This window comes from Agrobacterium sp. 22-210-1 (assembly GCF_053522525.1).
On record NZ_JBNWCI010000001.1, the window covers coordinates 1 to 19,891 of the forward strand.

General features: G+C 57.9%; 24 protein-coding genes and 4 pseudogenes. 12 read left to right on the plus strand and 16 right to left on the minus strand.

Going from position 1 to position 19,891, the window contains the following annotated elements; translation table 11 throughout:
* Positions 1-150 precede the first annotated feature (150 nt).
* The 3 genes and pseudogenes from ACQZ5F_RS00005 to ACQZ5F_RS00015 form a co-directional block, all read left to right on the plus strand.
* Positions 151-1,155, plus strand: coding sequence for an alpha/beta fold hydrolase (locus ACQZ5F_RS00005; RefSeq protein ID WP_225339344.1), 1,005 nt, complete (start codon positions 151-153; stop codon positions 1,153-1,155).
* Positions 1,139-1,555 carry a DoxX family protein gene (locus tag ACQZ5F_RS00010; protein WP_225339343.1) on the plus strand — a complete coding sequence of 139 codons (417 nt, stop codon included), beginning with the start codon at positions 1,139-1,141 and terminating at the stop codon, positions 1,553-1,555. Before ACQZ5F_RS00005 ends, ACQZ5F_RS00010 begins: the two co-directional genes overlap by 17 nt.
* Before the next feature lie 37 nt (positions 1,556-1,592).
* A pseudogene (locus ACQZ5F_RS00015) lies at positions 1,593-1,739 on the plus strand (fasciclin domain-containing protein); the annotation flags it as partial.
* A gap of 89 nt (positions 1,740-1,828) precedes the next feature.
* Here the strand turns inward: ACQZ5F_RS00015 and ACQZ5F_RS00020 are convergent.
* Complete coding sequence (locus tag ACQZ5F_RS00020) at positions 1,829-2,617, minus strand: DUF4394 domain-containing protein (protein ID WP_225339342.1); 789 nt, start codon at positions 2,615-2,617, stop codon at positions 1,829-1,831.
* A gap of 200 nt (positions 2,618-2,817) precedes the next feature.
* Here ACQZ5F_RS00020 and ACQZ5F_RS00025 point away from each other — a divergent pair, with 200 nt between their 5' ends.
* Together ACQZ5F_RS00025 and ACQZ5F_RS00030 are read left to right on the plus strand one after the other, a co-directional pair.
* Positions 2,818-3,363 carry a sigma-70 family RNA polymerase sigma factor gene (locus ACQZ5F_RS00025; protein WP_052820903.1) on the plus strand — a complete coding sequence of 182 codons (546 nt, stop codon included), beginning with the start codon at positions 2,818-2,820 and terminating at the stop codon, positions 3,361-3,363.
* The gene (locus ACQZ5F_RS00030; RefSeq protein WP_137087188.1) at positions 3,360-4,064 is read left to right on the plus strand and encodes an anti-sigma factor; all 705 of its coding nucleotides are present in this window, start codon (positions 3,360-3,362) and stop codon (positions 4,062-4,064) included. The genes ACQZ5F_RS00025 and ACQZ5F_RS00030 overlap by 4 nt, the downstream gene beginning before the upstream one ends.
* A 110-nt stretch (positions 4,065-4,174) precedes the next feature.
* Here the strand turns inward: ACQZ5F_RS00030 and ACQZ5F_RS00035 are convergent, their stop codons facing one another.
* Positions 4,175-5,329, minus strand: a complete 1,155-nt coding sequence (locus tag ACQZ5F_RS00035) for an iron-containing alcohol dehydrogenase (protein ID WP_080842872.1) — start codon at positions 5,327-5,329, stop codon at positions 4,175-4,177.
* 12 nt (positions 5,330-5,341) lie between these two features.
* Positions 5,342-5,669, minus strand: a pseudogene (locus ACQZ5F_RS00040) (carbon-nitrogen hydrolase family protein); the annotation flags it as partial.
* 13 nt (positions 5,670-5,682) lie between these two features.
* Here ACQZ5F_RS00040 and ACQZ5F_RS00045 point away from each other — a divergent pair.
* Positions 5,683-5,850, plus strand: a pseudogene (locus tag ACQZ5F_RS00045) (aldehyde dehydrogenase family protein); the annotation flags it as partial.
* Between the two features lie 70 nt (positions 5,851-5,920).
* Here ACQZ5F_RS00045 and ACQZ5F_RS00050 read toward each other — a convergent pair.
* The 7 genes from ACQZ5F_RS00050 to ACQZ5F_RS00080 form a co-directional block, all read right to left on the minus strand.
* Complete coding sequence (locus tag ACQZ5F_RS00050) at positions 5,921-6,631, minus strand: anti-sigma factor (RefSeq protein WP_225339341.1); 711 nt, start codon at positions 6,629-6,631, stop codon at positions 5,921-5,923.
* Complete coding sequence (locus tag ACQZ5F_RS00055) at positions 6,628-7,170, minus strand: sigma-70 family RNA polymerase sigma factor (protein ID WP_046801931.1); 543 nt, start codon at positions 7,168-7,170, stop codon at positions 6,628-6,630. The genes ACQZ5F_RS00050 and ACQZ5F_RS00055 overlap by 4 nt, the downstream gene beginning before the upstream one ends.
* A 140-nt stretch (positions 7,171-7,310) precedes the next feature.
* Positions 7,311-7,739: a DUF2177 family protein gene (locus ACQZ5F_RS00060; RefSeq protein WP_225339340.1), complete on the minus strand. Its 429-nt coding sequence runs from the start codon at positions 7,737-7,739 to the stop codon at positions 7,311-7,313.
* A gap of 68 nt (positions 7,740-7,807) precedes the next feature.
* Positions 7,808-8,185: a DUF2147 domain-containing protein gene (locus ACQZ5F_RS00065; protein ID WP_225339339.1), complete on the minus strand. Its 378-nt coding sequence runs from the start codon at positions 8,183-8,185 to the stop codon at positions 7,808-7,810.
* Positions 8,186-8,212: 27 nt separating this feature from the next.
* Positions 8,213-9,445 (minus strand): class I SAM-dependent methyltransferase, encoded by a 1,233-nt coding sequence (locus tag ACQZ5F_RS00070; RefSeq protein WP_225339338.1) that lies wholly within the window; start codon positions 9,443-9,445, stop codon positions 8,213-8,215.
* Positions 9,432-10,250 (minus strand): DUF1365 domain-containing protein, encoded by an 819-nt coding sequence (locus ACQZ5F_RS00075; protein WP_046801935.1) that lies wholly within the window; start codon positions 10,248-10,250, stop codon positions 9,432-9,434. The genes ACQZ5F_RS00070 and ACQZ5F_RS00075 overlap by 14 nt, the downstream gene beginning before the upstream one ends.
* Positions 10,247-11,617: an NAD(P)/FAD-dependent oxidoreductase gene (locus ACQZ5F_RS00080; protein ID WP_225339337.1), complete on the minus strand. Its 1,371-nt coding sequence runs from the start codon at positions 11,615-11,617 to the stop codon at positions 10,247-10,249. The genes ACQZ5F_RS00075 and ACQZ5F_RS00080 overlap by 4 nt, the downstream gene beginning before the upstream one ends.
* A 192-nt stretch (positions 11,618-11,809) precedes the next feature.
* Here ACQZ5F_RS00080 and ACQZ5F_RS00085 point away from each other — a divergent pair, with 192 nt between their 5' ends.
* From ACQZ5F_RS00085 to ACQZ5F_RS00095, 3 genes and pseudogenes are all read left to right on the plus strand, one after another.
* A complete protein-coding gene (locus ACQZ5F_RS00085) occupies positions 11,810-12,598 on the plus strand; it encodes a DUF1295 domain-containing protein (RefSeq protein ID WP_225339336.1) in 789 nt (262 codons plus the stop codon).
* Positions 12,595-13,620 carry an SAM-dependent methyltransferase gene (locus tag ACQZ5F_RS00090; RefSeq protein ID WP_046801938.1) on the plus strand — a complete coding sequence of 342 codons (1,026 nt, stop codon included), beginning with the start codon at positions 12,595-12,597 and terminating at the stop codon, positions 13,618-13,620. The genes ACQZ5F_RS00085 and ACQZ5F_RS00090 overlap by 4 nt, the downstream gene beginning before the upstream one ends.
* 139 nt (positions 13,621-13,759) lie before the next feature.
* Positions 13,760-13,947, plus strand: a pseudogene (locus ACQZ5F_RS00095) (ISNCY family transposase); the annotation flags it as partial.
* A 162-nt stretch (positions 13,948-14,109) separates the two neighbouring features.
* Here the strand turns inward: ACQZ5F_RS00095 and ACQZ5F_RS00100 are convergent.
* The 6 genes from ACQZ5F_RS00100 to ACQZ5F_RS00125 all read right to left on the minus strand — a co-directional run bounded on the left by ACQZ5F_RS00100 (position 14,110) and on the right by ACQZ5F_RS00125 (position 17,247).
* Positions 14,110-14,742, minus strand: a complete 633-nt coding sequence (locus ACQZ5F_RS00100; protein WP_225339334.1) for a cytochrome b — start codon at positions 14,740-14,742, stop codon at positions 14,110-14,112.
* A 3-nt stretch (positions 14,743-14,745) separates the two neighbouring features.
* A complete protein-coding gene (locus tag ACQZ5F_RS00105; RefSeq protein WP_225339333.1) occupies positions 14,746-15,525 on the minus strand; it encodes an anti-sigma factor family protein in 780 nt (259 codons plus the stop codon).
* Complete coding sequence (locus tag ACQZ5F_RS00110; protein ID WP_225339332.1) at positions 15,522-16,028, minus strand: sigma-70 family RNA polymerase sigma factor; 507 nt, start codon at positions 16,026-16,028, stop codon at positions 15,522-15,524. Before ACQZ5F_RS00110 ends, ACQZ5F_RS00105 begins: the two co-directional genes overlap by 4 nt.
* Before the next feature lie 5 nt (positions 16,029-16,033).
* Positions 16,034-16,279: a COG4315 family predicted lipoprotein gene (locus tag ACQZ5F_RS00115; RefSeq protein ID WP_225339331.1), complete on the minus strand. Its 246-nt coding sequence runs from the start codon at positions 16,277-16,279 to the stop codon at positions 16,034-16,036.
* Between the two features lie 105 nt (positions 16,280-16,384).
* Positions 16,385-16,951 carry a YceI family protein gene (locus ACQZ5F_RS00120; RefSeq protein WP_225339330.1) on the minus strand — a complete coding sequence of 189 codons (567 nt, stop codon included), beginning with the start codon at positions 16,949-16,951 and terminating at the stop codon, positions 16,385-16,387.
* A gap of 119 nt (positions 16,952-17,070) precedes the next feature.
* Positions 17,071-17,247, minus strand: a complete 177-nt coding sequence (locus ACQZ5F_RS00125; protein ID WP_225339329.1) for a hypothetical protein — start codon at positions 17,245-17,247, stop codon at positions 17,071-17,073.
* Positions 17,248-17,335: 88 nt separating this feature from the next.
* On the opposite strand from ACQZ5F_RS00125, the gene ACQZ5F_RS00130 reads away from it, so the two are divergent.
* From ACQZ5F_RS00130 to ACQZ5F_RS00140, 3 genes are all read left to right on the plus strand, one after another.
* Positions 17,336-18,244: a LysR family transcriptional regulator gene (locus tag ACQZ5F_RS00130; RefSeq protein ID WP_448731042.1), complete on the plus strand. Its 909-nt coding sequence runs from the start codon at positions 17,336-17,338 to the stop codon at positions 18,242-18,244.
* Between the two features lie 147 nt (positions 18,245-18,391).
* Positions 18,392-19,174 carry a carbon-nitrogen hydrolase family protein gene (locus ACQZ5F_RS00135; RefSeq protein ID WP_263647269.1) on the plus strand — a complete coding sequence of 261 codons (783 nt, stop codon included), beginning with the start codon at positions 18,392-18,394 and terminating at the stop codon, positions 19,172-19,174.
* A 14-nt stretch (positions 19,175-19,188) separates the two neighbouring features.
* Entirely contained in the window at positions 19,189-19,854 is a 666-nt protein-coding gene (locus ACQZ5F_RS00140; RefSeq protein WP_046801596.1) for an RraA family protein, read from the plus strand.
* The last annotated feature ends 37 nt before the right edge of the window (positions 19,855-19,891 follow it).

Genomic DNA, 19,891 nt, shown 5'->3' on the forward strand with positions numbered 1-19,891 from the left:
AAGACCGTTTACGGCTATGACACGTTCCGCGGACGCCAGGGCGATATCATCCAGCATGTCATGGCGGGAAACAATGCCTTCGTCCTCATGCCGACGGGCCTTCCTTCAGGTCCGATCTTTGCCAGTGGCACCGCGGGGCAGCTCTAGGATATGCCGGATCGAACTCTTTGCCTGACCGCCGTGTTTCTGATGATCGGCTGCTTCGCGTTGATTGCTTCTAAAGCGGTTGCTGCGCCAAAGCGGGACGATCAAGTCCGTACCGATGTCGGTGGATTCAAGCTCAATAGCGTCCTGGTTGAGACTGGTCGGAAGCCAGACTTGCCACCAATCGTCTTTATTCATGGCGCCAGCGCCAGCCTTTACGATCCGATGTTCTCGTTTCGGACAAAGCTACAGGAACGGGCCAAGCTGTTGTTCGTCGATCGCCCGGGTCACGGCAATTCCGACGTCGGTGGTGAGCAGAACATTTTGCCCGACGGTCAAGCCGACTCCATTGCCGCCCTCATGCAGAAGCGAGGCATCAACCGCGCTATTATTGTCGGTCACTCCTTCGGAGGAGCAATTGCCGCGTCCTTCGCTGTTCGCCATCCGGATATGGTCTTAGGCCTCGTCTTCCTGTCTCCGGCGGTCTACCCATGGAATAGCGGGATCGCCTGGTACTACGAGGCCGCCAGCGCCCCGATCACAGGCACTCTCTTCAGCACTCTTATCGTGCCACCTATCGGGCTTATGACGATCGATAATGCTACGAAAGGCGTCTTTGCTCCGAACCCGGTTCCCGCCGACTACATCGACAAGACACGTGCCCTGCAAGCGCTGCGGCCGCTCGCATTTCGGCACAATGCGAGAGAGGTTGCGGCTTTGAGCGACTGGGCCAGAGCGGCTTCGGTGAATTACCACAAAATCAAAGTGCCTACGGTCATCATCACTGGTGATACTGATAGTATCGTCTCCCCTGAGGTCCACTCCCGTCATCTCGCCCGCGATATTCTCGGTGCCCGTCTGATCGTCGTGCACAATCTCGGGCACAAGTCGGATTTCGTCGCCAGCGATCTGGTAATCGCGGCGATCGAGACGGTCGCAGGCCGCAAGTCGAACCTCAACGCCGTGAAAAGGGATGTCGAGCGGAGGATAGCACGTGACGGCAAGGATTGATGTCTGGCAGCGGTGGTGCCAGTGGGGACTATCCAGCCTCTATGGTCTCGCGGGCATTCTGCATATCGTCCTGCCCAAACCCTTCCTCGGTATCACGCCTGCCTGGGTTCCTGAGCCCGAGGCGGTTATTTTCCTGACCGGTCTGTGTGAGATCGCCGGCGCCGTCGGACTTCTGGTGCCACGGCTGCGGAAAGCCGCCGGCATTGGCCTGGCGTTCTATGCAATCTGCGTATTCCCGGCCAATATCAAGCATGCCATCGAGAGCCTCGGTGCAGTGACTGTTTCGCCATGGCAATGGTCCTATCATCTAATCCGATTGCCTTTGCAGCCTTGCCTGGTGTGGTTGGCGCTCTTCGCGGGAAATATCGTCGTTTGGCCATTCAGGCGTGGCGAAAAATAGCTTTGATATCATCTGACGAAATTCGAAAAGTTTCATCGTCGGCGGATGCATCCTGAAGGCTGGGGAAAGCATGGGCAAGATCACGCTCACCGACGAGATGGGTGGTGTTGCGCACATGACGATCGCCGACGTCAAACAATCCAACGGCGTCATCCATGTCATCGACAAGGTTCTTTGCCCAAGATGTAGTCCGGGGCCATTCCGTCATCAGAAAGGCCGGCGACACTTGAGGTCGCCGGCCTTTTCAGTTTTCATCGTTGAACGTCTGCCGAATTACATGTTCGGCAGAACGGCGATGTCGCGCACTTCGTTGTCGAGCCCCGTGATCGGGCCGACTTCGCTTGCCGCGCCAGTTTCGAGGTTGACCGTGTAGAGCGTCTTGGATGCGGCGAGATACGCCACGTTCTTGCCGTCCGCCATGCCCTGAATATCAAAGGCATAGGCCGCGGGCTTGTCTTTTAGGCCGAGCTTGCCGATTGCTTTCAGCGTGCCGTCATTCGGCTTGGTCTGCTGGATCAGCGCGCCGATCGTGGCATCGATATTATACATGGCAGTCTTTTCAGGCTTGCCGACGGAGTTGGTATAGGCAGCAGCGACGATGTTCGGGGTCTCGCCCTTGTGCATGTCGCCCTCCTCGAAGGCAAGCACACCGTCAACCGTCACCGCGCCCGTATCCGGGTGGACGCGATGGTTGGTCGTTCCGGTCATGAAGCGCAGGCGATCGGCCATAGGGTTGAAGTCGACCACGACAGGGGCTTGCGTCATGGTCAGCATCTTGTCCATCTTGGCGACGTTGGTGGCGGCGCCTGTTTCGAGATTGATCGAGACGATGCGATGATCCGGGGTGACGCCGATCACCGTCTTGTTGCCGGGGCGGAAGTCGATGCCTGCAAGCTTGTCGACGCCAGTCACGTCCATCTTTTTCGTCACCGCCGGTTTCTCCGTATCGAAGATGACGAGTGTCTTGTCGCCGGTCAGGCCGAGGACGGGGGCCGCGAATGCGGCCGATGCCACTGTGATGGAAGCAGCGGAGGCAATCAGTGCGAAACGAATGATCTTCATGTCTTTCTCCCGTGTTGAACCGTTCGGAAGTCGTGTAGCGCTCGGCTCTCGACGCTTCCTGAACTGAAGACACGCCAGCCATGCCGTTTGGATGCAGCCTCGAAAAAATAATTTCGACTTGCATCCATTCGTTGATTCGGCGGGTATAGCTTTCAAAGCCGACAGTCTTCTTCGTCGGTGTTGGGAGAAGATAGATGCTGATGGGCTCTAGGCCGGACGATCTCGATACGGCACTTGCTGCCTGTGCCAAGGGTGATCGCAATGCGCTTCGCTTGATCTTTGATCGGGAGGCGGGACGCCTGATAGCGGTCGCCGAGCGCATTGTCCGGCGTCGCGAGCTTGCCGAAGAGGTGGTGCAGGACGCCTTCATCCGGATATGGACCCATGCGCATCAGTACAGGGCCGATCGCGGCTCCGCCCGAGGCTGGATCTATGCCATTGTCCGCAACCGGGCACTTAATCTCCTGCGGGATGGAAAGCGCGAGCACACAGTCGAGGAAGTGGAGGCCCTGCGCGAAAGCGAGCAGGCGGATGAGGTCATGGCGGCATGGCACAGGCTGGACCGCAGTTCGCGGCTCTACGATTGCCTTGGCGGACTGGACGAGAGTAAGCGGAGCGGCATTCTTATGGCCTATATCGGCGGCTACTCGCATGGCGAGATCGCCGGGAGGCTGCGCATTCCGCTCGGTACGACCAAATCCTGGATCAGGCGTGGCCTTGCAGCTCTCCGGGAGTGCATGGCATGACCTACGATCGTAAGGATATCCCTGCTATTGCCGATGAATATGTCCTGGGCCTGATAGAGGCCGGGGATGTTGACGAGGTTGAGGTTGCCATGGAACGCGATGCTGAACTGCGCGCCGCAATTGCTGCCAGCCGCGAGCGCTTCCTGCCACTCGACATGAGCGTGGCACCCGCTATCGTCACCGAGCAGCTTTGGCAGCGCATCGAAGCGGCCTTGCCGGTCCAGGATCAACCCGGTGTTATGCCTCTGATCTCAAATGCCAATGACAACCGTAGAAGCGGTTGGCGAATGGTCGCGATCTCGGCCGTCGCCGCCACCTTTTTGCTCGCGATAGGGCTTGCCTACAGCCTGACCCGGACGGTGGAACCGCTTGTCGTCGCGGTTCTAATCAATGATTCTGGGGAGGTGCAGGCGGTCGTCGAAGATTTCGGCAACGCGCAGGCGACGATCCGTATGCTGGCCGATTTCAACATCCCCGGGGACAAGACGATCCAGGTTTGGACCCTGCCGTCCAAAGACACAGGGCCCGTATCGCTTGGCCTGATCGACGGTGCGCGCTCGGCGCATCTGGCTGTTCCGGAATTGCCAACACCAAGGGGGGACCAGCTCTACGAGATCACCCTGGAAGACGCTGGCGGATCTCCGACCGGGCGGCCGACTGGACCGATCCTCGCCAAGGGCCTCGCGAAGTTGCTGCGATAAAAATCGCGTCAGATATCTCCGTTTTGGTGCTTGTATGGTAGCTCAATATTTTGATGATGTGAGTTATAGAAAGGCTGGCTATAACTCATGTGACGTGTGCACTGGCCCGCTTACCAGGCAACCTCGTAGATACTGGCGGCATCCGATAGCGACATGGTACGCGGGTTGTTGACCAGCAGGCGGGTCTGCTCCATCGCACTTTCCGCGAGCAGAGGAATTCCCTCTTTTGGAATTCCGACATGCCTCAGCCTTACGGGAAGATTAAGGCGCACTGGCAGCATCGTTAGTCCGTCGATGAAACCGGAGAGCCGTCCGTTCTGATCGGCAGGCTCAAGGTGAGGAAAGAGACACGGTGCCAGTTCCGCGTAGGCATCACCACACACCGTCGCGTTGAAGCGCAAGACGTGCGGCAGTACCAGACTGTTGGAAAGACCGTGGGGAACGCCGTAGCGGCCTCCGATCGGATAGGCGAGAGCATGAACGGCAGCGACAGGCGAATTAGCAAAGGCCTGCCCCGCCAACATTGCACCCAGCAGCATCGACTGTCTGGCGGCAAGGTCGGTTCCATCCTCGACGGCGATCGCGATATTCGCTCCGAGAAGCCGCAGGGCTTCTTTGGCAAGGGCACGGGAAACGGGATTGTTGTTTGCACTGGCGGATGTGAAGGCCTCGATGGCGTGGACCATTGCGTCAATTCCCGTCGCCGCGGTCACGGCGGGAGGAAGTCCGATCGTCAGGTTCGCGTCGAGAAGCGCCACGTCTGGCAGAAGTACGGGTGATACTACGCCCTTTTTCTGGTGTTCGCCCGTGGTGATGATCGAAATCGGCGTGACTTCCGATCCGGTACCGGCCGTTGTCGGCACGAGCACCAGCGGCAGACGCTCCCCCGTCACCTTGCCAACGCCGTAGATAGTGTCGAGCGCTTCGCCGCTTTTGGCAATGAGCGCCACAAGCTTTGCGACATCGAGCGACGAGCCGCCGCCGATGCCCAGCACACCGGTTGCGCCAAACGTCACCGCCTGTGCCGCAGCCGCATGGATGATGGCTTCCGGTGGATCAGCGACAACACCGGTGAAGATTGATGTTTCGGCGCCGGCTTCTGTAAGACTGGCAAGCGCCGGCTGAACCAGCCCCGCCTTGACGACCCCATCGTCCGAAATCACCAGAACGCGCGGACCGAGCATGCTCCTCAGCTCCGAAAGCTTTGCGATACAGCCCGGTCCCGCAATGATCTGCGGGACGGTTGCGAATGTGAATGTGGACATCCTGCCGACCTTTTACTGATGCCATTTGACGAGAGGCTGATAATGATGCGGCTGACGCATGACAACAAGGTCTTTTAGCCGGGCGATGTTCGTTGGATAGGGCGTATCGAGATTGGTAGTGTCGACGGTCGCACCGGCAATCCCTTCTGCGTCCGGTATCACCGATTCCTGCCCCGGAAAGGCAAAGGAGTCCGACGCGAACACGGCACTCTTGCCCAGATATCCCCGTGGCTCATCAAGTACATTGGCGAAGGCGAAATAGACGTTGTTCTCGCCGCAGCGGGTCTTTTCTCGGGTCTTCTGGATGTGGCGGGTCTGCTGGGCCCGGCATTGGTGCATTCGGCGATAACACTGCCGTCGCACGACGGCTCAGAACCGGCATAGTGCGCCTCAACAGCTCCGCCTGGGATGGGGCCGCCCCCTTCGGCGGCTACAAGCAGTCGGGCAACGGCCGGGAATATGGCAAGTTCGGTCTGCAGGAGTTCACCGAAATCAAGGGCATCGTCGGCTTCGGAGACTGATCGTTACGACCCATCTCGCATCGTGACGCGTTCATCGGGACTCGCCTCGAAATCGGGAAGCTTCGGATCTTCATCCCCATCGCGCCGTGCCGACGGCGATAACAGGGCCGGTTGCCTGACCAGTCGGCGAGCCGCCGAAAGGTTCGACGCTGATCGCGAAGATGGTGCCTTCGGTGATGCTGTTGCGCATGTCTGCGGGGATTATAAGATCGCCATTCGTGCCGGGCTGGAAGACGCCGAGCGAGCGGGTCTTGCCGCCGTCCAGCACCAGCCACAGTTCCAGCGATTTTTCGTCGGTCTTGCCGGTTGCAACAGGCACAATGCGCATCCGTCCGGATTCCGCATCATAGGAGGCAAGGAGATTAACCTGGCTGTCGGTCGTTGCAAGTTCGGCTACCAGCGGGGTCGCGTCCTGCCACTTTTCGGGGAAGGCGGCGTAAACGATGGCGGCCACGGCGGTTGCGCTGGTGACAACCGAGATCCAGCGCCAGAAGGACGCGGAATTCCAGAGGCTGCCATTGGTATTGGCGGTCCTGCTGCCGAACAGGCGTTCTTCGATACGCGCAAGAACAGCAGCGCTCGGTGCCTGCTCCTGGTAATCGGCATTGAAGTCGGAAAAATCCGCCTCCCAACGCTGCACCAGCTGTGCGAAGGCCTCGTCGTCCTGCACGCGTCGTTCCAGTTCACGGCGCTTTTCGAGCGGCAGGACGCCCAGGACATATTCACCTGCGAGGACGTCGTCTCGCGAATGCTTGTCACCGCTCTGTTCGCCCGTCGTCATCGCTGCATGCACTCTCTGAGCTTGAGAAGACTGCGTCGCAGCCAGGTTCTGATCGTGTTAAGCGGCACGCGCAATTCTTCGGCGAGTTCGAGATAGCTTAAGCCCTCGACATAGGCCCGGCGCACCGCCTGTGCGTGTACGGTCTCAAGCTCGCGCATGCAGTCTTCGATCCTGCGGCCTTCATCGGCGAGAACGATCTGCTGCTCAGGATCGCGGGCGCTCTCGTCGGCAAGATCGTAGGCTTCCTCAATGTCGTCGGTTATGGGCTTGCGTGCGCGGATCGTGTCTATTGCATGGTTGCGGGCAATGGCGGCAAGCCATGTGGCGGGTTTGCCGGCGCTGGCGGCAAATGTTCGAGCCCGCTGCCATACCTTGATATAGATTTCCTGCAGCGCTTCCTCGGCTTCCGTTCTGTCACGCAGGATTTTCAGGCAGATCGCGAAAAGCTTCGGGCTGGTTGCCTGATAAAGCGAGACGAATGCTGAACGATCACCCATACCGACGCGGTTGATAAGGCCTGCGATCTCTGTGCCCTGCATTCGAACCTTCCTTGCTGCGCCTCCTTTATAGGGTCGTCTTTCGCAGGAAGACAAGAGATGCATGCTCATGCTGCGAACCTGGCAACGACTGGGCCGCAGGGTTATCAGACTTAAGCGGCCGGTAAGAGGGGATGTCGTCATCATAGGCCCGTCGGATTTTCCAGCGGGCCGATCAGCCGCACCGTGATGAGATAGCCGATTGTAGCCGCTGTCGCGGAGACGAAGGTTCCCCATAGAAGATCGGCGACGGTCAGGGTCGTGGACCAGCTTTTCAACGTCGCCTGATTGGTCAGGTCGTAAGTGGCATAGGCCATGAAGCCGACCACTGCGCCATAAAGCAGCGCGGTCGTCCATTCCCCCGTCTGAAAGGCCGGGCGAACCGCAAGAAAGGTCAGGCCGGCGGCATAGATGAGGTAAAAGACGACCGCCGGAGCAAGCCGGAAGTTTTCTGCCAGAAGATCGCCGATGGCCGGGCGGTAAAGACGCGACGCCATCGTGCTCAACCAGATGAAATCAATCACCAAAAAGGCGACGAGGGTAAAAAGGTAGGCTGCGAAATAGGTTTTCATTGGTGTTTTCCTTTGCAGGGCATCGATAAGGAAGCGACGATGTGGGTCGAAACAACGTGAAGATGTGGCTAGTCGATCCTTGTCCAGTTTATGCCCTTGCACAGCAGACCGGCGACGATACAGCCTTTCGTGGTCATGCCGTTGCCGTTTATTGTCACTGTTATCCTGTAGGATTTATCCCGCTGGGGGTCGAAAGCGGTGCCGGAATAGCTGCCTGCCTCTGTCTGCTTTATGTCCATGATCAGCCGGTCCCCGGCCTTTTCCTTCGGGGTGCCCGGCTTGATCCAGGTGTTTGTGGCACAGATATTTTCACCGCAGGGCGCGATCAGTACTTTCGCCTGGCCGTCTCCGCGCGCCCAGTTGCCGTCGATATCGGCCGCCGTCGCGCTGGACGCGAGCAGCAGTGGCCATAGGACGGAAGCAACCGTCAACCCGTTGATCATCATTGTCTCTCTCCGCAGTTTGGTCCCGCCTTATCTGTGTTCGATCGTGTAGAAGCCGACGTTTATGCTCCCCTCGGCAAAGCCTGCCTCGCAATAGCAAAGGTAATAATCCCAAAGCCGCCGAAAGCGGTCATCGAAGCCGAGCAGGGAAATCGTCTGCCACCGCGCATGAAAACGCTGGCGCCATTCGGCGAGCGTGAGCGCGTAGGACTGGCCGAAAAGTTCCTTGTCGGTGAGCTTCAGGCCGGTTTTGCCGACCGCCTTTTCGAGCGCGGCATCTGAGGGCAGAAAGCCGCCGGGAAAGACGTATTTCTGGATGAAATCCGCCTTACGCCGATATGTATCGAAGCGGCTTTCTTCAATCGAAATGATCTGCAGCACCACGCTGCCGCCCGGTTTCAGGCATCTTTTCAGCGTTTCGAAATAGCTCGGCCAATAGGCCTCGCCGACTGCTTCGAACATTTCGACGGAGACAATCCTGTCGAATTGGCCGTTCAGGTCGCGGTAATCCTGCAGCCTCAGATCGATGCGGTCTGTACTGTCCGCTTTTTCCGCTGCATTTTTTGCCCATTTTAACTGGGAGGGGGAGAGAGTGATGCCGGTGACGTTGGCTTTGGCCTGCGTGGCAAGGTGAATGGCGAGTGCGCCCCAGCCGCAGCCGATCTCCAATATGTTTTCACCGCCGCTCAATCGCAGTTTATCGACGATACGGTCCAGTTTTTTCAGTTGGGCGGCCTCGAGCGTAGACGCCGTGTCATCGAAAATCGCCGACGAATACAGCATCGAGGGATCAAGCCACTGCCGGTAAAACTCGTTGCCGAGATCATAATGCGCTTCGATATTGCGACGGCTGCCGCGTCTGGTATTGGCATTCAACCCGTGCGCAGTGCGGTTGAGAAGGCGCATCGGCAGGCTGCCACGCATTGACCTTGCGAACGCCTCGCGATTTTGGGCCGCAAAGCGGATCAGCGCCGTCAGATCTGGTGTGGTCCAGTCGCCTTCGATGAAACCCTCGGCAAAGCCGATGTCGCCGTTCAGCAGCATCCGCCGGATCGCGCGCCAGCTATGCAGGACAAGGATTGCCTCGCTGCCATTCGTTGCGCCGGATTTTTCAATGAAGTCGCCGCCGGGAAGAGTGATGTGTAATCTTCCCCTGTCGATATTGCTCAACAGCCGGTTGATGAGCCACATGCCTGGGCTGATGCGGTCGTTCAGGCGCGTATTCTTCGCCGATAATTCCGTGAGATTGTCAAACGGGGTCATGAATTTTGGCCTCGATTTGCGACGATGAAGGATGACGGAAGGAGACTGGACTGGCAGGCGGCAGCGGCCGTTTTCTGAGCTGCACGCCTTTCAGCCAAATTTTCAGGGCCTCCCAATGAATGCCCAGAACGACCTTGAGCGTCAGGAGGGGAATGGCGAAGAAAGCTTTCAGAAGCGCACCGTCCGTCAATTCGACACGCCGGGCCAGATGCCGGGCGGTCAAGACCAGGCCGTCATTGTCGAAAGTATCGATAACGATTTTCAGCCTGTCGCCGGGCGGGGCGACGCGGAAAACATAGTGGAGATCCATGTCCATGAATGGAGAGACATAAAAGGCCTTGTCGCATCGCTGGACGATCTCGGTCGATTTTCCGGCTTCCACCGGGATCAGGTATGAGTGTCTCTCGCCAAACGTGTTGTCCACCTCCCAGAGGATAGCTTTGAGCGACAAGTCGCGCCCGTAGCAGAAGAAGACACTGAGTGGGTTGAAGGCCCAGCCGAGTACGCGCGGCATGGTGAGCAGACGTATCGGCCCTCCGTCCACTGCCATGCCTGCCGCGGTCATGGCTGCCTCGATCTGCTGGCGCAGCCCGATGGCGCTGCGGTTGCCGCGGTCCCTGGTGTGAAACGAGAACAGGTTGAACCGGTCTACGGAGAAAAATCGCAATTTCCGGTCGAGCACGTTCAACTCATCAAGGTCGAGGAGCAGCGAATAAATCCGGTAGGCGAGCTTATGGGTTTTCGGCTTGAAGCGCGCATGTGTTACATGGCCGGGAAAAAGCGCCGAGGTGAGGGGAGACGTCATGCCATCGCCTCCATGATTTCCGTGTCTGTCGCAATCGTCGCCAAATCCAGGCGGATGATCCGGCCGTTGTCGTCAGCAACCTTCCATGGACGGGATACGCCGCCAAGATCTTCGGCGACGGCAAGGCCGGCCTGAAGACCATCTTCATGAAAACCGGATCCGAAATATGCGCCGCAGAACCAGGTGTTTCGCAGACCCTGCAAGGCCCATAGCTCCTGACGCATCTGTTCGGTGCCAGCGTCAAAAACCGGATGGTGATAGGTTTCCTCGGCGATGATTTTTCCTTGATCCGGTTCCCGCGCCGGGTTCAGCGTTACGAAAATGTCCGGGATTTCGCCCAGCGGCTGAAGCCTGTTCATCCAGTAGGTAATGCTCGGCAGGCTTGTTTTAATGCGCGTGTCGGTCACATAGTTCCAGCTTGACCAGGCAGCGCGGCGGCGCGGCATGAAACGGCTGTCGGTGTGAAGCACGGCGCGGTTTTGGGTGTAGGAAAAAGCGCCAAGAATGCGCCGTTCGGCGCGTGTTGCATCCGCGAGCATGTCGAGCGCCTGATCCGCATGGGTTGCTATTACCACGTCATCGAAGCGCATGGCTTTGCCGTCCGCAGTGGTGATTTCGACGCCGCCCGGCAGGCGGTGGATGCGCTTCACCGGCGTCGAGAGGAGAATTCGATGCGCAAACGGTGCCGTGATGCGTTTCACATATTCGCGCGAGCCACCGACGACTGTGCGCCAGACCGGCCGATTGCGCAGCAGCAGCAGGCCGTGATTGCGGCAGAATTTGATGAAATGCGCCGCCGGATAACGGCCGACCTCCATGGCCGGCGTGGACCAGATGGCCGCAGCCATGGGGTAAAGGTGATCGTCGCGGAACGCTGAACCATACCTGTTGCGGGAGAGATATTCGTCGAGAGACAGATCGCCCATCAAATGCAGGTCGCGTGGGGCGTTGCGGTAAAAGCGCAAAAGGTCCGCAAGCATCGCCCAGAAACGTGGCCTCAGGATGTTGGACTTCTGGGCCAGCAGGCCAGGGCCGGTTCCGCCGGAATATTCGAAGCCGCCATCATCCAGAGAAACGGCGAAAGACATGTTCGAAGTCGCGGTCGCCACGCCCAGTTGCTGGAAAAGCGCGGTGAGATTGGGATAGGTCTGCTCGTTATAGACAATGAATCCGGTATCGACATGGACTTGTCCATGGTCCGTGCTGAACGTCACCGTATTGGTGTGGCCGCCGATGCGGTCAGCTGCTTCGAAAACAGTTACATCGTGCCGTTGCGACAAAAGCCAGGCCGCCGACAAACCGGAAATTCCCGTTCCGACGACGGCGATGCGGCGGCTTTGTTGTTTTTTCGCTTCTCTGTCGACCATTTTTCCTCGCTATAGCACTGCCAATCCAGTCTTGGGGACTGCGACATGTACGAGGAGGCCGCCCGATCAGTTTCACCGGCGCATCGATTTTTTGAAATTTTGTCCGGCGCCTGAAACTATTTTGCCGGTCCGCTCGTATTTGCCATCACGAAACCCGACCTCAAACCATTCAAAATGGCGAGCGAATTAGTGATGTTTTCTGTAGTCCTGACGCTTGCCATTCTCATGTCGCTTCTGATGGCGGGCGCTTGGGCGTTGCAGAGAGCAACCGGTTCAAGCGGCTGGATCGACACGGTCTGGGCTGGGAGTGTCGGGCTTGGCGGAATTTTCGCTGTTGTTTTCGCCGGCGGAGACGGCTGGCGGCGCGGTGCTACACTTTTCCTGGTCGTTGTCTGGTCCCTGCGGCTTGCCGGCCATATCGGCATGCGCACGCAAGGAGGCGGGGAAGATCCCCGCTATGCAAAGCTTATGAAGCAATGGGGGAGCGCTGCCGCCCTGCGGCTGTTCATCTTCCTGCAGATACAGGCAATCGCCGCTTTCGTGCTCGTTCTTGCGGTCTATCTTGCGGCAAGCAACACCCATGTGTTTCCGCGTGTGGTTGACGTTATCGCCATGGTGGTTGCCCTTGGCGCGCTGGCAGGTGAAGCGCTCTCCGACGCCCAGCTCTGGAAATTCAGCAAGACCGCAGCGGCAAAAAACAGTGTCTGCGAAACCGGGCTGTGGCGTTATTCCCGCCATCCCAACTATTTTTTCGAATGGCTTTTCTGGTGCGGTTTTCCGCTGCTGGCCATTCAGGGGCAGGCCATGTCATGGGTATCGCTCGTCGCACCGGCGATGATGTACTGGCTGCTTGTCCATGTCTCAGGCATTCCGCCGCTTGAAGACCATATGCTGCAATCGCGCGGGGAAAAATTCCGCGCCCTTCAACAACGCGTCAACGCCTTTTTTCCGGGGCCACGCAAGAACGAGGACAAGCCATGAACATGCTCGCACTCGCGATCAACGCCGCCGAGCGCGCGCCGCTCAGCGACAGCGTGACGCTCGCCGGAATAGATATGCTCTGCGCACGGACGAAGCGGCGGCTTGCCGCCATTACAGCGGATGCGGAAGAGGCTTTCGCGGCGGATATGATGAAGTTTCCCGTCGCCAGCCATACCGACGATGCAAACAAACAGCATTATGAAGTGCCAGCGGCATTTTTTGCGCTCGTTCTGGGAGAGCAGCGCAAATATTCCTGCTGTTATTATGACGATGCCACGACGACGCTGGATGAAGCTGAAAATATTGCTTTGGCCAAGACCTCGGCCCATGCCGGCCTTGAGGACGGCATGGATATTCTGGAACTCGGCTGCGGATGGGGTTCGTTATCCCTCCATATGGCCGGCCGTTTCCCAAATGCGCGCATCACGTCAGTCTCGAACTCCGTGTCGCAGCGCGAATATATAATCGCTCGTGCCCGAGAACGGGGTTTTTCAAACCTTTCTGTAGTGACGGCCGATATGAATGATTTCACGACGGGCGATCGATTCGACCGTGTCGTATCGGTGGAAATGTTCGAGCATATGTCGAATTGGCGCGTGTTGTTCGAGCGTGTTCACTCGTGGCTGAAGCCGGACGGCAGGTTTTTCATGCATGTGTTTAACCACCGCGACCGATCCTATCGTTTCGACCACAACAATCCTGCCGACTGGATCGCCCGCCACTTCTTCACCGGCGGCATCATGCCGGCCTTCGACCTTCCCCATCGCTTCAGTCAGCTTTTCGCCGTCGAGCGGGAGTGGCGCTGGTCAGGGTCGCACTATCGCCGGACAGCGCTCGATTGGCTCGAAAATTTCGACAAAAAAATTGACCGTATCCGACCCATTCTGCAGCAAACCTATGGTGCCGACGCCCGGCTGTGGGAAAGGCGTTGGCGATTGTTCTTCCTGGCGACCGCGGGGCTTTTCGGGCATGAGGGCGGTGACGTGTGGGGTGTGGGGCACTACTTTTTTAAGAGGGTTTAGTGTTGGCGCCACACAATCGGCGTAGGTACCTTCTAAAAACCGCGCTCGAAACGTTTGCCAAAACGAATGTTTGCATCCCCGCAATAATGAATAGGCTGGCCGCATCTTTCGTCAGCCGCGCCTGCGACGCGAAGCCTATGGTGATATGCTGGCCTATATTAAGGAGCGTCAGGACCAGAAGGCCAAGCCGACGATAAAGAGCAACAGCGACAAGAATGGCTACGTCAAGCATGCCCTACGCCGGGCCGGCGGAAGGACATCATAAGCGATCCAACGGCGATTGCAGAACGAAAGAAGGCGCTGTTGCCACTCGATACTGCCGAATAGCGCATCGATAAATTGTTTCAAAGCTGAAACCGAAGGGGTGTATCCACCACCCGCCCCGATCTGACAAGTCTCCGTGGATTCAGGGCCCCGCAACAAAAATTTACCAAGAAATTCAACAAAAAATCCCTCTCATTGCAGAGGGCTTTTGCGTTTGTGCAGAAATCATGCTGCCCTGTTCTTTTTATTCGAGCCTGCGGGATAGGAGATCATGCGCAGAAGGGTCGGATCTTTTCGGATGAAATGGTGCCATAGCGCCGCTAGCACATGAAGAAGTACAATTCCTGCTGCGAGATACGCCAGAGTAGCGTGAACATCAGTCCAGAAGGCTTCGGATTGGTCGGAGATTGCCATGGGCAACCCCGGCACGACGATGAGATCGAATACATAGCTGGGGATTTGCAGAGGAGATGTCGACGCGACCGCCCAGCCGGCGAGGGGAACAGCCAAGGTGAGGAACAGCAACGCAGCGTGCGCGGCCCGGGCGCCCAACCGGGAAACTGGACCGTCGCTATCAGGTGGCCGTGGCTTTCTGCTGAAAACTGACCAAATGAAACGCGGCACGGCCAGGGCCAGCACCAGAAATCCAATCGACTTATGGTACTGAAAAAGGTCAAACTGAAGCACCGGGTCGATGTTGTCGCGGCTCATCAGATATCCCAGCGCAAGCTGCGCGAGGAATAGGATCGCGATCGTCCAGTGGAAGGCGATCGCCACCAGCCCGAAGGACGTAGGCGAATTGCGCCACAGTGGTTTATCCGTCGGTGCGCTATCGCGATGATCCTCGAAATGTGTCATCGGCTAACTCAGCTGTTGATAGGTGTCTTTGGCAATGGCATCCATGCGGTCGGATGGCAGGTTGCCAACCAGGGCGCAGCGGATCGTCTCGTCGTCCCAGGATACTGTTTCCAGCGAGCCGACATTGGAGCGCCGCATGGCGGTGTCGCTCGAGTTGGCCGCAGCCACGATATAAAGAGTGACGCGCTGTCCACTTTTGTCTTCGTACATAAGCTGGGCTGCAGCGCCTTCGGAACTCGGCAGCAACCGGCCGCCGACAAAGGACAGACCATGGCGCGTAAGGTCCGGGATATTCAGTTTGCGATCGAGCCGTTTCGACAGCCATTTCGGCAGATTGGCAGCGTCCTCGCCATCGGCGCGAACCTCCACGGGATGGAGAACGTCGCTCGCGAACAATTGATGTGCCTGCGCTGCATCCGCCACGATGGAACGGGCAGGCTCCGCGACCTGTGATACAAGCCCGCGCCCGAACCAGCCGCCTGTCAGTCCAACAGCCAGAACAAGGATGGATGCCGCCACCATATTGCGCCAATCGGCGCGCTCTGAGCGCAATCGCCGCTCCATGCCATAAACATCAAGGCGTTCGGGTAGAACGCCTACATCAAGAGGAGGATAGAGAGCCGCCAACGTGGCATTTTGCTGCTGCCATAGCTCAACCTTGCGTGCGTCAGCGGGATTGGCGGCGAGATGGGTACGAACGGCGTCACGCCGCTGGTCCTCAAGCTGCCCGTCGACATAAGAGATAAGATCGGCTTCTGTTATCTGCGGCTGGCTGCCAGTCATTTTATCACCTTGAGGTTTGGCTGGTCTTCCTGGGTCATTCGGGCCAAGGCTGTTCGGGCTCGCCCCAGACGGGACATCAGAGTGCCCAACGGAATTTCAAGAATCTTTGCCGCTTCCGCATAACTTAGACCTTCGACGACGACGAGGAGGAGCGCCTCCCGCTGTTCGCCGGAGAGTTTGTCAATAGCGTGGGCCATTTCGGTAAGTGCTATCCGGCTTGTCTGCGCCGCCGGCACGAACAGCTGTTCCGCAACGTCATCAATCGGGATTTGCGACGGTCGCCGATTTCGACCGCGCAGATTGTTGCGGTAGATGTTGATAAGCACCCGGTACAACCAGGGGCGCAACGGACCCTGCGGTCGCCACAATGCCTTTTTACGGATGGCCCTTTCCAGGCAGTCCTGAACCAGATCGTCAGCTGTGTCGCGGTCGTGCGTGAGCGCATTCGCGTAGCGTCGAAGCGCTGGTATGCAACCTGTAATCTCGTCCAGAAAATCCGGCATGGGTGCTATTCCTTGATAAGGTGCCAGATATTGCCGACGCCATCATCTGTGACGTTGCCGGGCTTCTCGTTCATCTCCCAGCGATACGGCGGCTTTCCGCCATATAACCACTGCATCGTCCTATTCTTGCGGGCGATCGGTTTGTCGTCATCATCCGCCGCGTGGGTTTTAGAGGCGGCGCGTGGCAGCCATTTCTTCGCGCAATCATCATAGCCGGCCGACGATCCATCGACGAGATGATGTACATGCATAAGTCAGTCCGTTGAGAGGAACGGGTCGGACAACATGTCCGATATTAAACAGAACACCAGCCAGCTGCGCTTAATCCCACGCCACGTTTTTTTTGGCTTTTCGTTCTATCTGACGCCCTTCAAATCTATGTCGAACGTGACGGTATTCGAATAGAGCGGTACGCCGACACCCATGCCATAGGGCATCCGGGGGACATTTCCGGTGACGTGGAAGGTGACGGATCCCTTTTGCTGTTCAACGAATGTTGCATGAAACGTTTCGGATCTGGATACACCTCTCGCCGTGAGGACACCTTCGATCACCGCGCTGCGCGGTCCGTCCTGGGTAATGCGGCTGGAGCGGAACATGATTTGCGGATAGGCGGCGATATTAAAAACCGCACTGGATCGCAGGAAATTTTCCACGCGTTCCTGCCCCGTTTGGACGCTGGAAGGGTTCAGTTTGATTTCCACGAAGGACCTGGAAGGCTGGTCCGGGTCGATGTCGAAGCGACCGGATATGTCGGGAATGATGCCCTTGATTCCCGGGCCGGCAACTTGCGCAATTGAAAACCCGATGTGAGACGCGGAATCAATTCGATAATGTCCGGCGGCGGAAGAGAACGGATTGGCAGACACGGGCGTGCAAGCCAATGTCACAAGCAAGAAGGTGGCGGAATAGGCGGATTTCACGGCGCAAGCTCCTTTGTACGCGCGTAGTCATACCCAAGAGAACACTGCAGGAAGCTGTTTAATCCACACCCGTTCCGTTGGAGCCATCGGCTCTCTTAAAGCTTCAGTCATGAAGCTGCTCAGGGCGGCTTACGTCTGACGTTTCGGGAGGCGGAAAAGAGCGGAAAAATCATTGAGCCCGACTCGGTCTGAATGGTCGCGAAAGCCACCGGGATCGGGAGCTCGATGAGCGCGTCGCGCACCGTGCCAAGTGACTCGACGCCGATCCCTTGCTTATGGGCGTCTGCATCGGACATACTGACACTCGAACCACAAGGGCCAAGGGCAAGACGAAGCCGGCAATGCATTGCTGGATCGCGGAGCCATGCGAGAAGATTTTACCTCATGAATACGCGATTTCTCGAAACCTTCCTCTGGGCTGCACGGTTGAACAGCTTTTCGGCAGCGGCGGAACGTCTGCACACCACTCAGGCGTCGGTGTCCAACCGGATTGCCGCTCTGGAAAGAGAGCTTGGCGTCGTGTTGTTCACCCGCGATGTGCGCTGCGTCAACCTGACGCCGGCCGGTCGTCTGGCGCTGCAACATGCCGAAAAGATCGTCAACCTGACCGGGGAATTCCGACAGATCGTGAGCAGTCGCGAGGCGCTGAGAGGCACCGTGCGTATCGGCGCCGCGGATACTATTGTCTATGCCTGGTTGCCGCTTCTTATTCGCCGGATGAACGAACAATATCCCGGTGTCAGCCTCGATCTGACCATCGATACCAGCCTGAAATTATCCCAGCGCATTCAAAACGGCGAAGTGGATGTCGGTTTCATCATGGGACCGGTCATGGCTGCGAACATCTATAATTCGCCGCTCTGCACGTTCGAGTCCTGTTGGGTTGGCGCGGTTGATCTGCCATTGCCGGAAACAGGGGTCACGCTCGAAGATATCGCGCATTTTCCATTACTTACCTTCTCGACCGGCTCCCAGCCGCATCAGGCATTGCGTGCGCTGCTCGATGCCCACGGACTGTCTGACAGCCGTATTTATAATTCCAATTCCCTGTCGATCATGACCCGTCTCGTGGCAGCGGCCGTCGGCTTGGGCGCTTTGCCGCGCGTGCTGGTGGACGGCATCATCAAGTCCGGGGAAGCACGTATCCTCGATATCGCGCCTTCGGTACCGCCTCTGACATTCCACACTGTTTATCAGGAACGTGGCGACAACGCGCTCGCCCGAGCCATTGCCGACATGGCGACGGAAATCGTCAGTGAAACCACAACACAATGGATGACCGTTCCCGCCTAAATTTTGCGCTGCAACACGAAATGATTAATCTATAAGCTTACCTTATGGGTTCCGATAGAGTTTTTCCGTTTGTCATGAAAACCGTTCCCGTTCTTAATTCTCCTCGCAACATGAGAGGAGAGCAACGTGAAAGTCTCACTTGTTCAAATGAATACCCAGAACGACAAGGCAGAAAATCTTAAGGTTGCTGCCGAACTTATCGAAAATGCAGTCAAGTCGGATAATCCTGACCTTGTTGTTCTTCCGGAATACTTTGCATTTCTTGGCGATAATCCTCAGGAGATGCATGAAAGCGGGGAAGAATTTCCCGATGGCGAAATCTATACGCTGCTTTCGGGCCTCGCCAAAAAGCACGCGATCACGCTGCATGCCGGTTCCATCGTCGAGAAGGAAGGCAACCGTTTCTACAATTCGACGCTCGTTTTTGGTCCTGACGGTAAGCAGATTGCCCGTTACCGCAAGATGCATCTGTTCGACGTCGATACGCCGAACGGCATCAGCTACCGTGAGTCCGACTCCGTCGCCCGCGGTGAAGACGTCGTGACCTATAAGGTTGGCGACAAGACGGTTGGTTGCGGCATCTGCTACGATATCCGCTTCCCGGAACTGTTCCGCGCCCTGCGGGACAGGGGGGCAGACGTGATCGTTCTGCCAGCCGCCTTCACCCTTATGACGGGCAAGGACCATTGGGAAGTGCTGGCCCGCGCCCGCGCCGTCGAAACCCAGACCTACTTTCTGGCTGTCGGCCAGATCGGCACCCATGCGGGTGGCAAAAAGGCCTGCTGGGGGCATTCCATGGTTATCGATCCCTGGGGCCACATCGTCGCCCAGTGCTCCGACACTGTCGGGACCGCCGGCGCTGCCCTCGATTTCGACTATTCGGCCAAGGTGCGCGCCAACGTGCCGGTGGCAAACCACCACGTGCTCTGATCGGAGAAAGACTTATGTTTATCGTCAATCCCATGCCGGAGCAGATCGACGCCGATATCGTCGAGCTTCTTGAAAAGGTCGAGGTCGCAACGATCGGCCATGTGCTTCATTCCGGTTTCGTCGATCCGGAAATCCGCGCGGTCCTTCCGGGCAAGCGGGTGGCCGGCACCGCCGTCACGCTGCGCATCCCGAACGCCGATTCGACCATGCTTCACTACCTGACGCAGATTGTGCGCCCGGGCGATATCGTGCTCATCGATCGCTGCGGTGATACCCGCCACGCCTGCTGGGGCGGCGTCATCACCAACACGATGAAAATGGCCGGCGTCAAGGCTGGTGTGGTCGATGGCCCGGCGACCGACTTTTCGGAGTTCGTCAAGGTCGATATGCCCATGTGGTGCCGCGGCCCTTCGCCGATCACCACCAAGATCCTTGGCCTTGAAGGCGCGATCAATGTTCCGATCAGCGTCGGTGGCCAGATGATCAATCCGGGCGATGCGATCCTTTGCGATGAAAGCGGCGTTGTCGCCCTTCATCCGAGCCAGGCCCGTGCCATGGCCGAGCGCGCCATCGGCATGCAGGAAGCTGAACTCGTGCTTCTGGAGCGTTTGCGCAACGGCGAGAAGTTGCCGGATATTTCCGGCGCCAACAAGCTCGTTCAGGCCAAGCTGAGCGCCTGACACCGCCTTACGGGTGGCGGATCAGTCCGCCACTCCC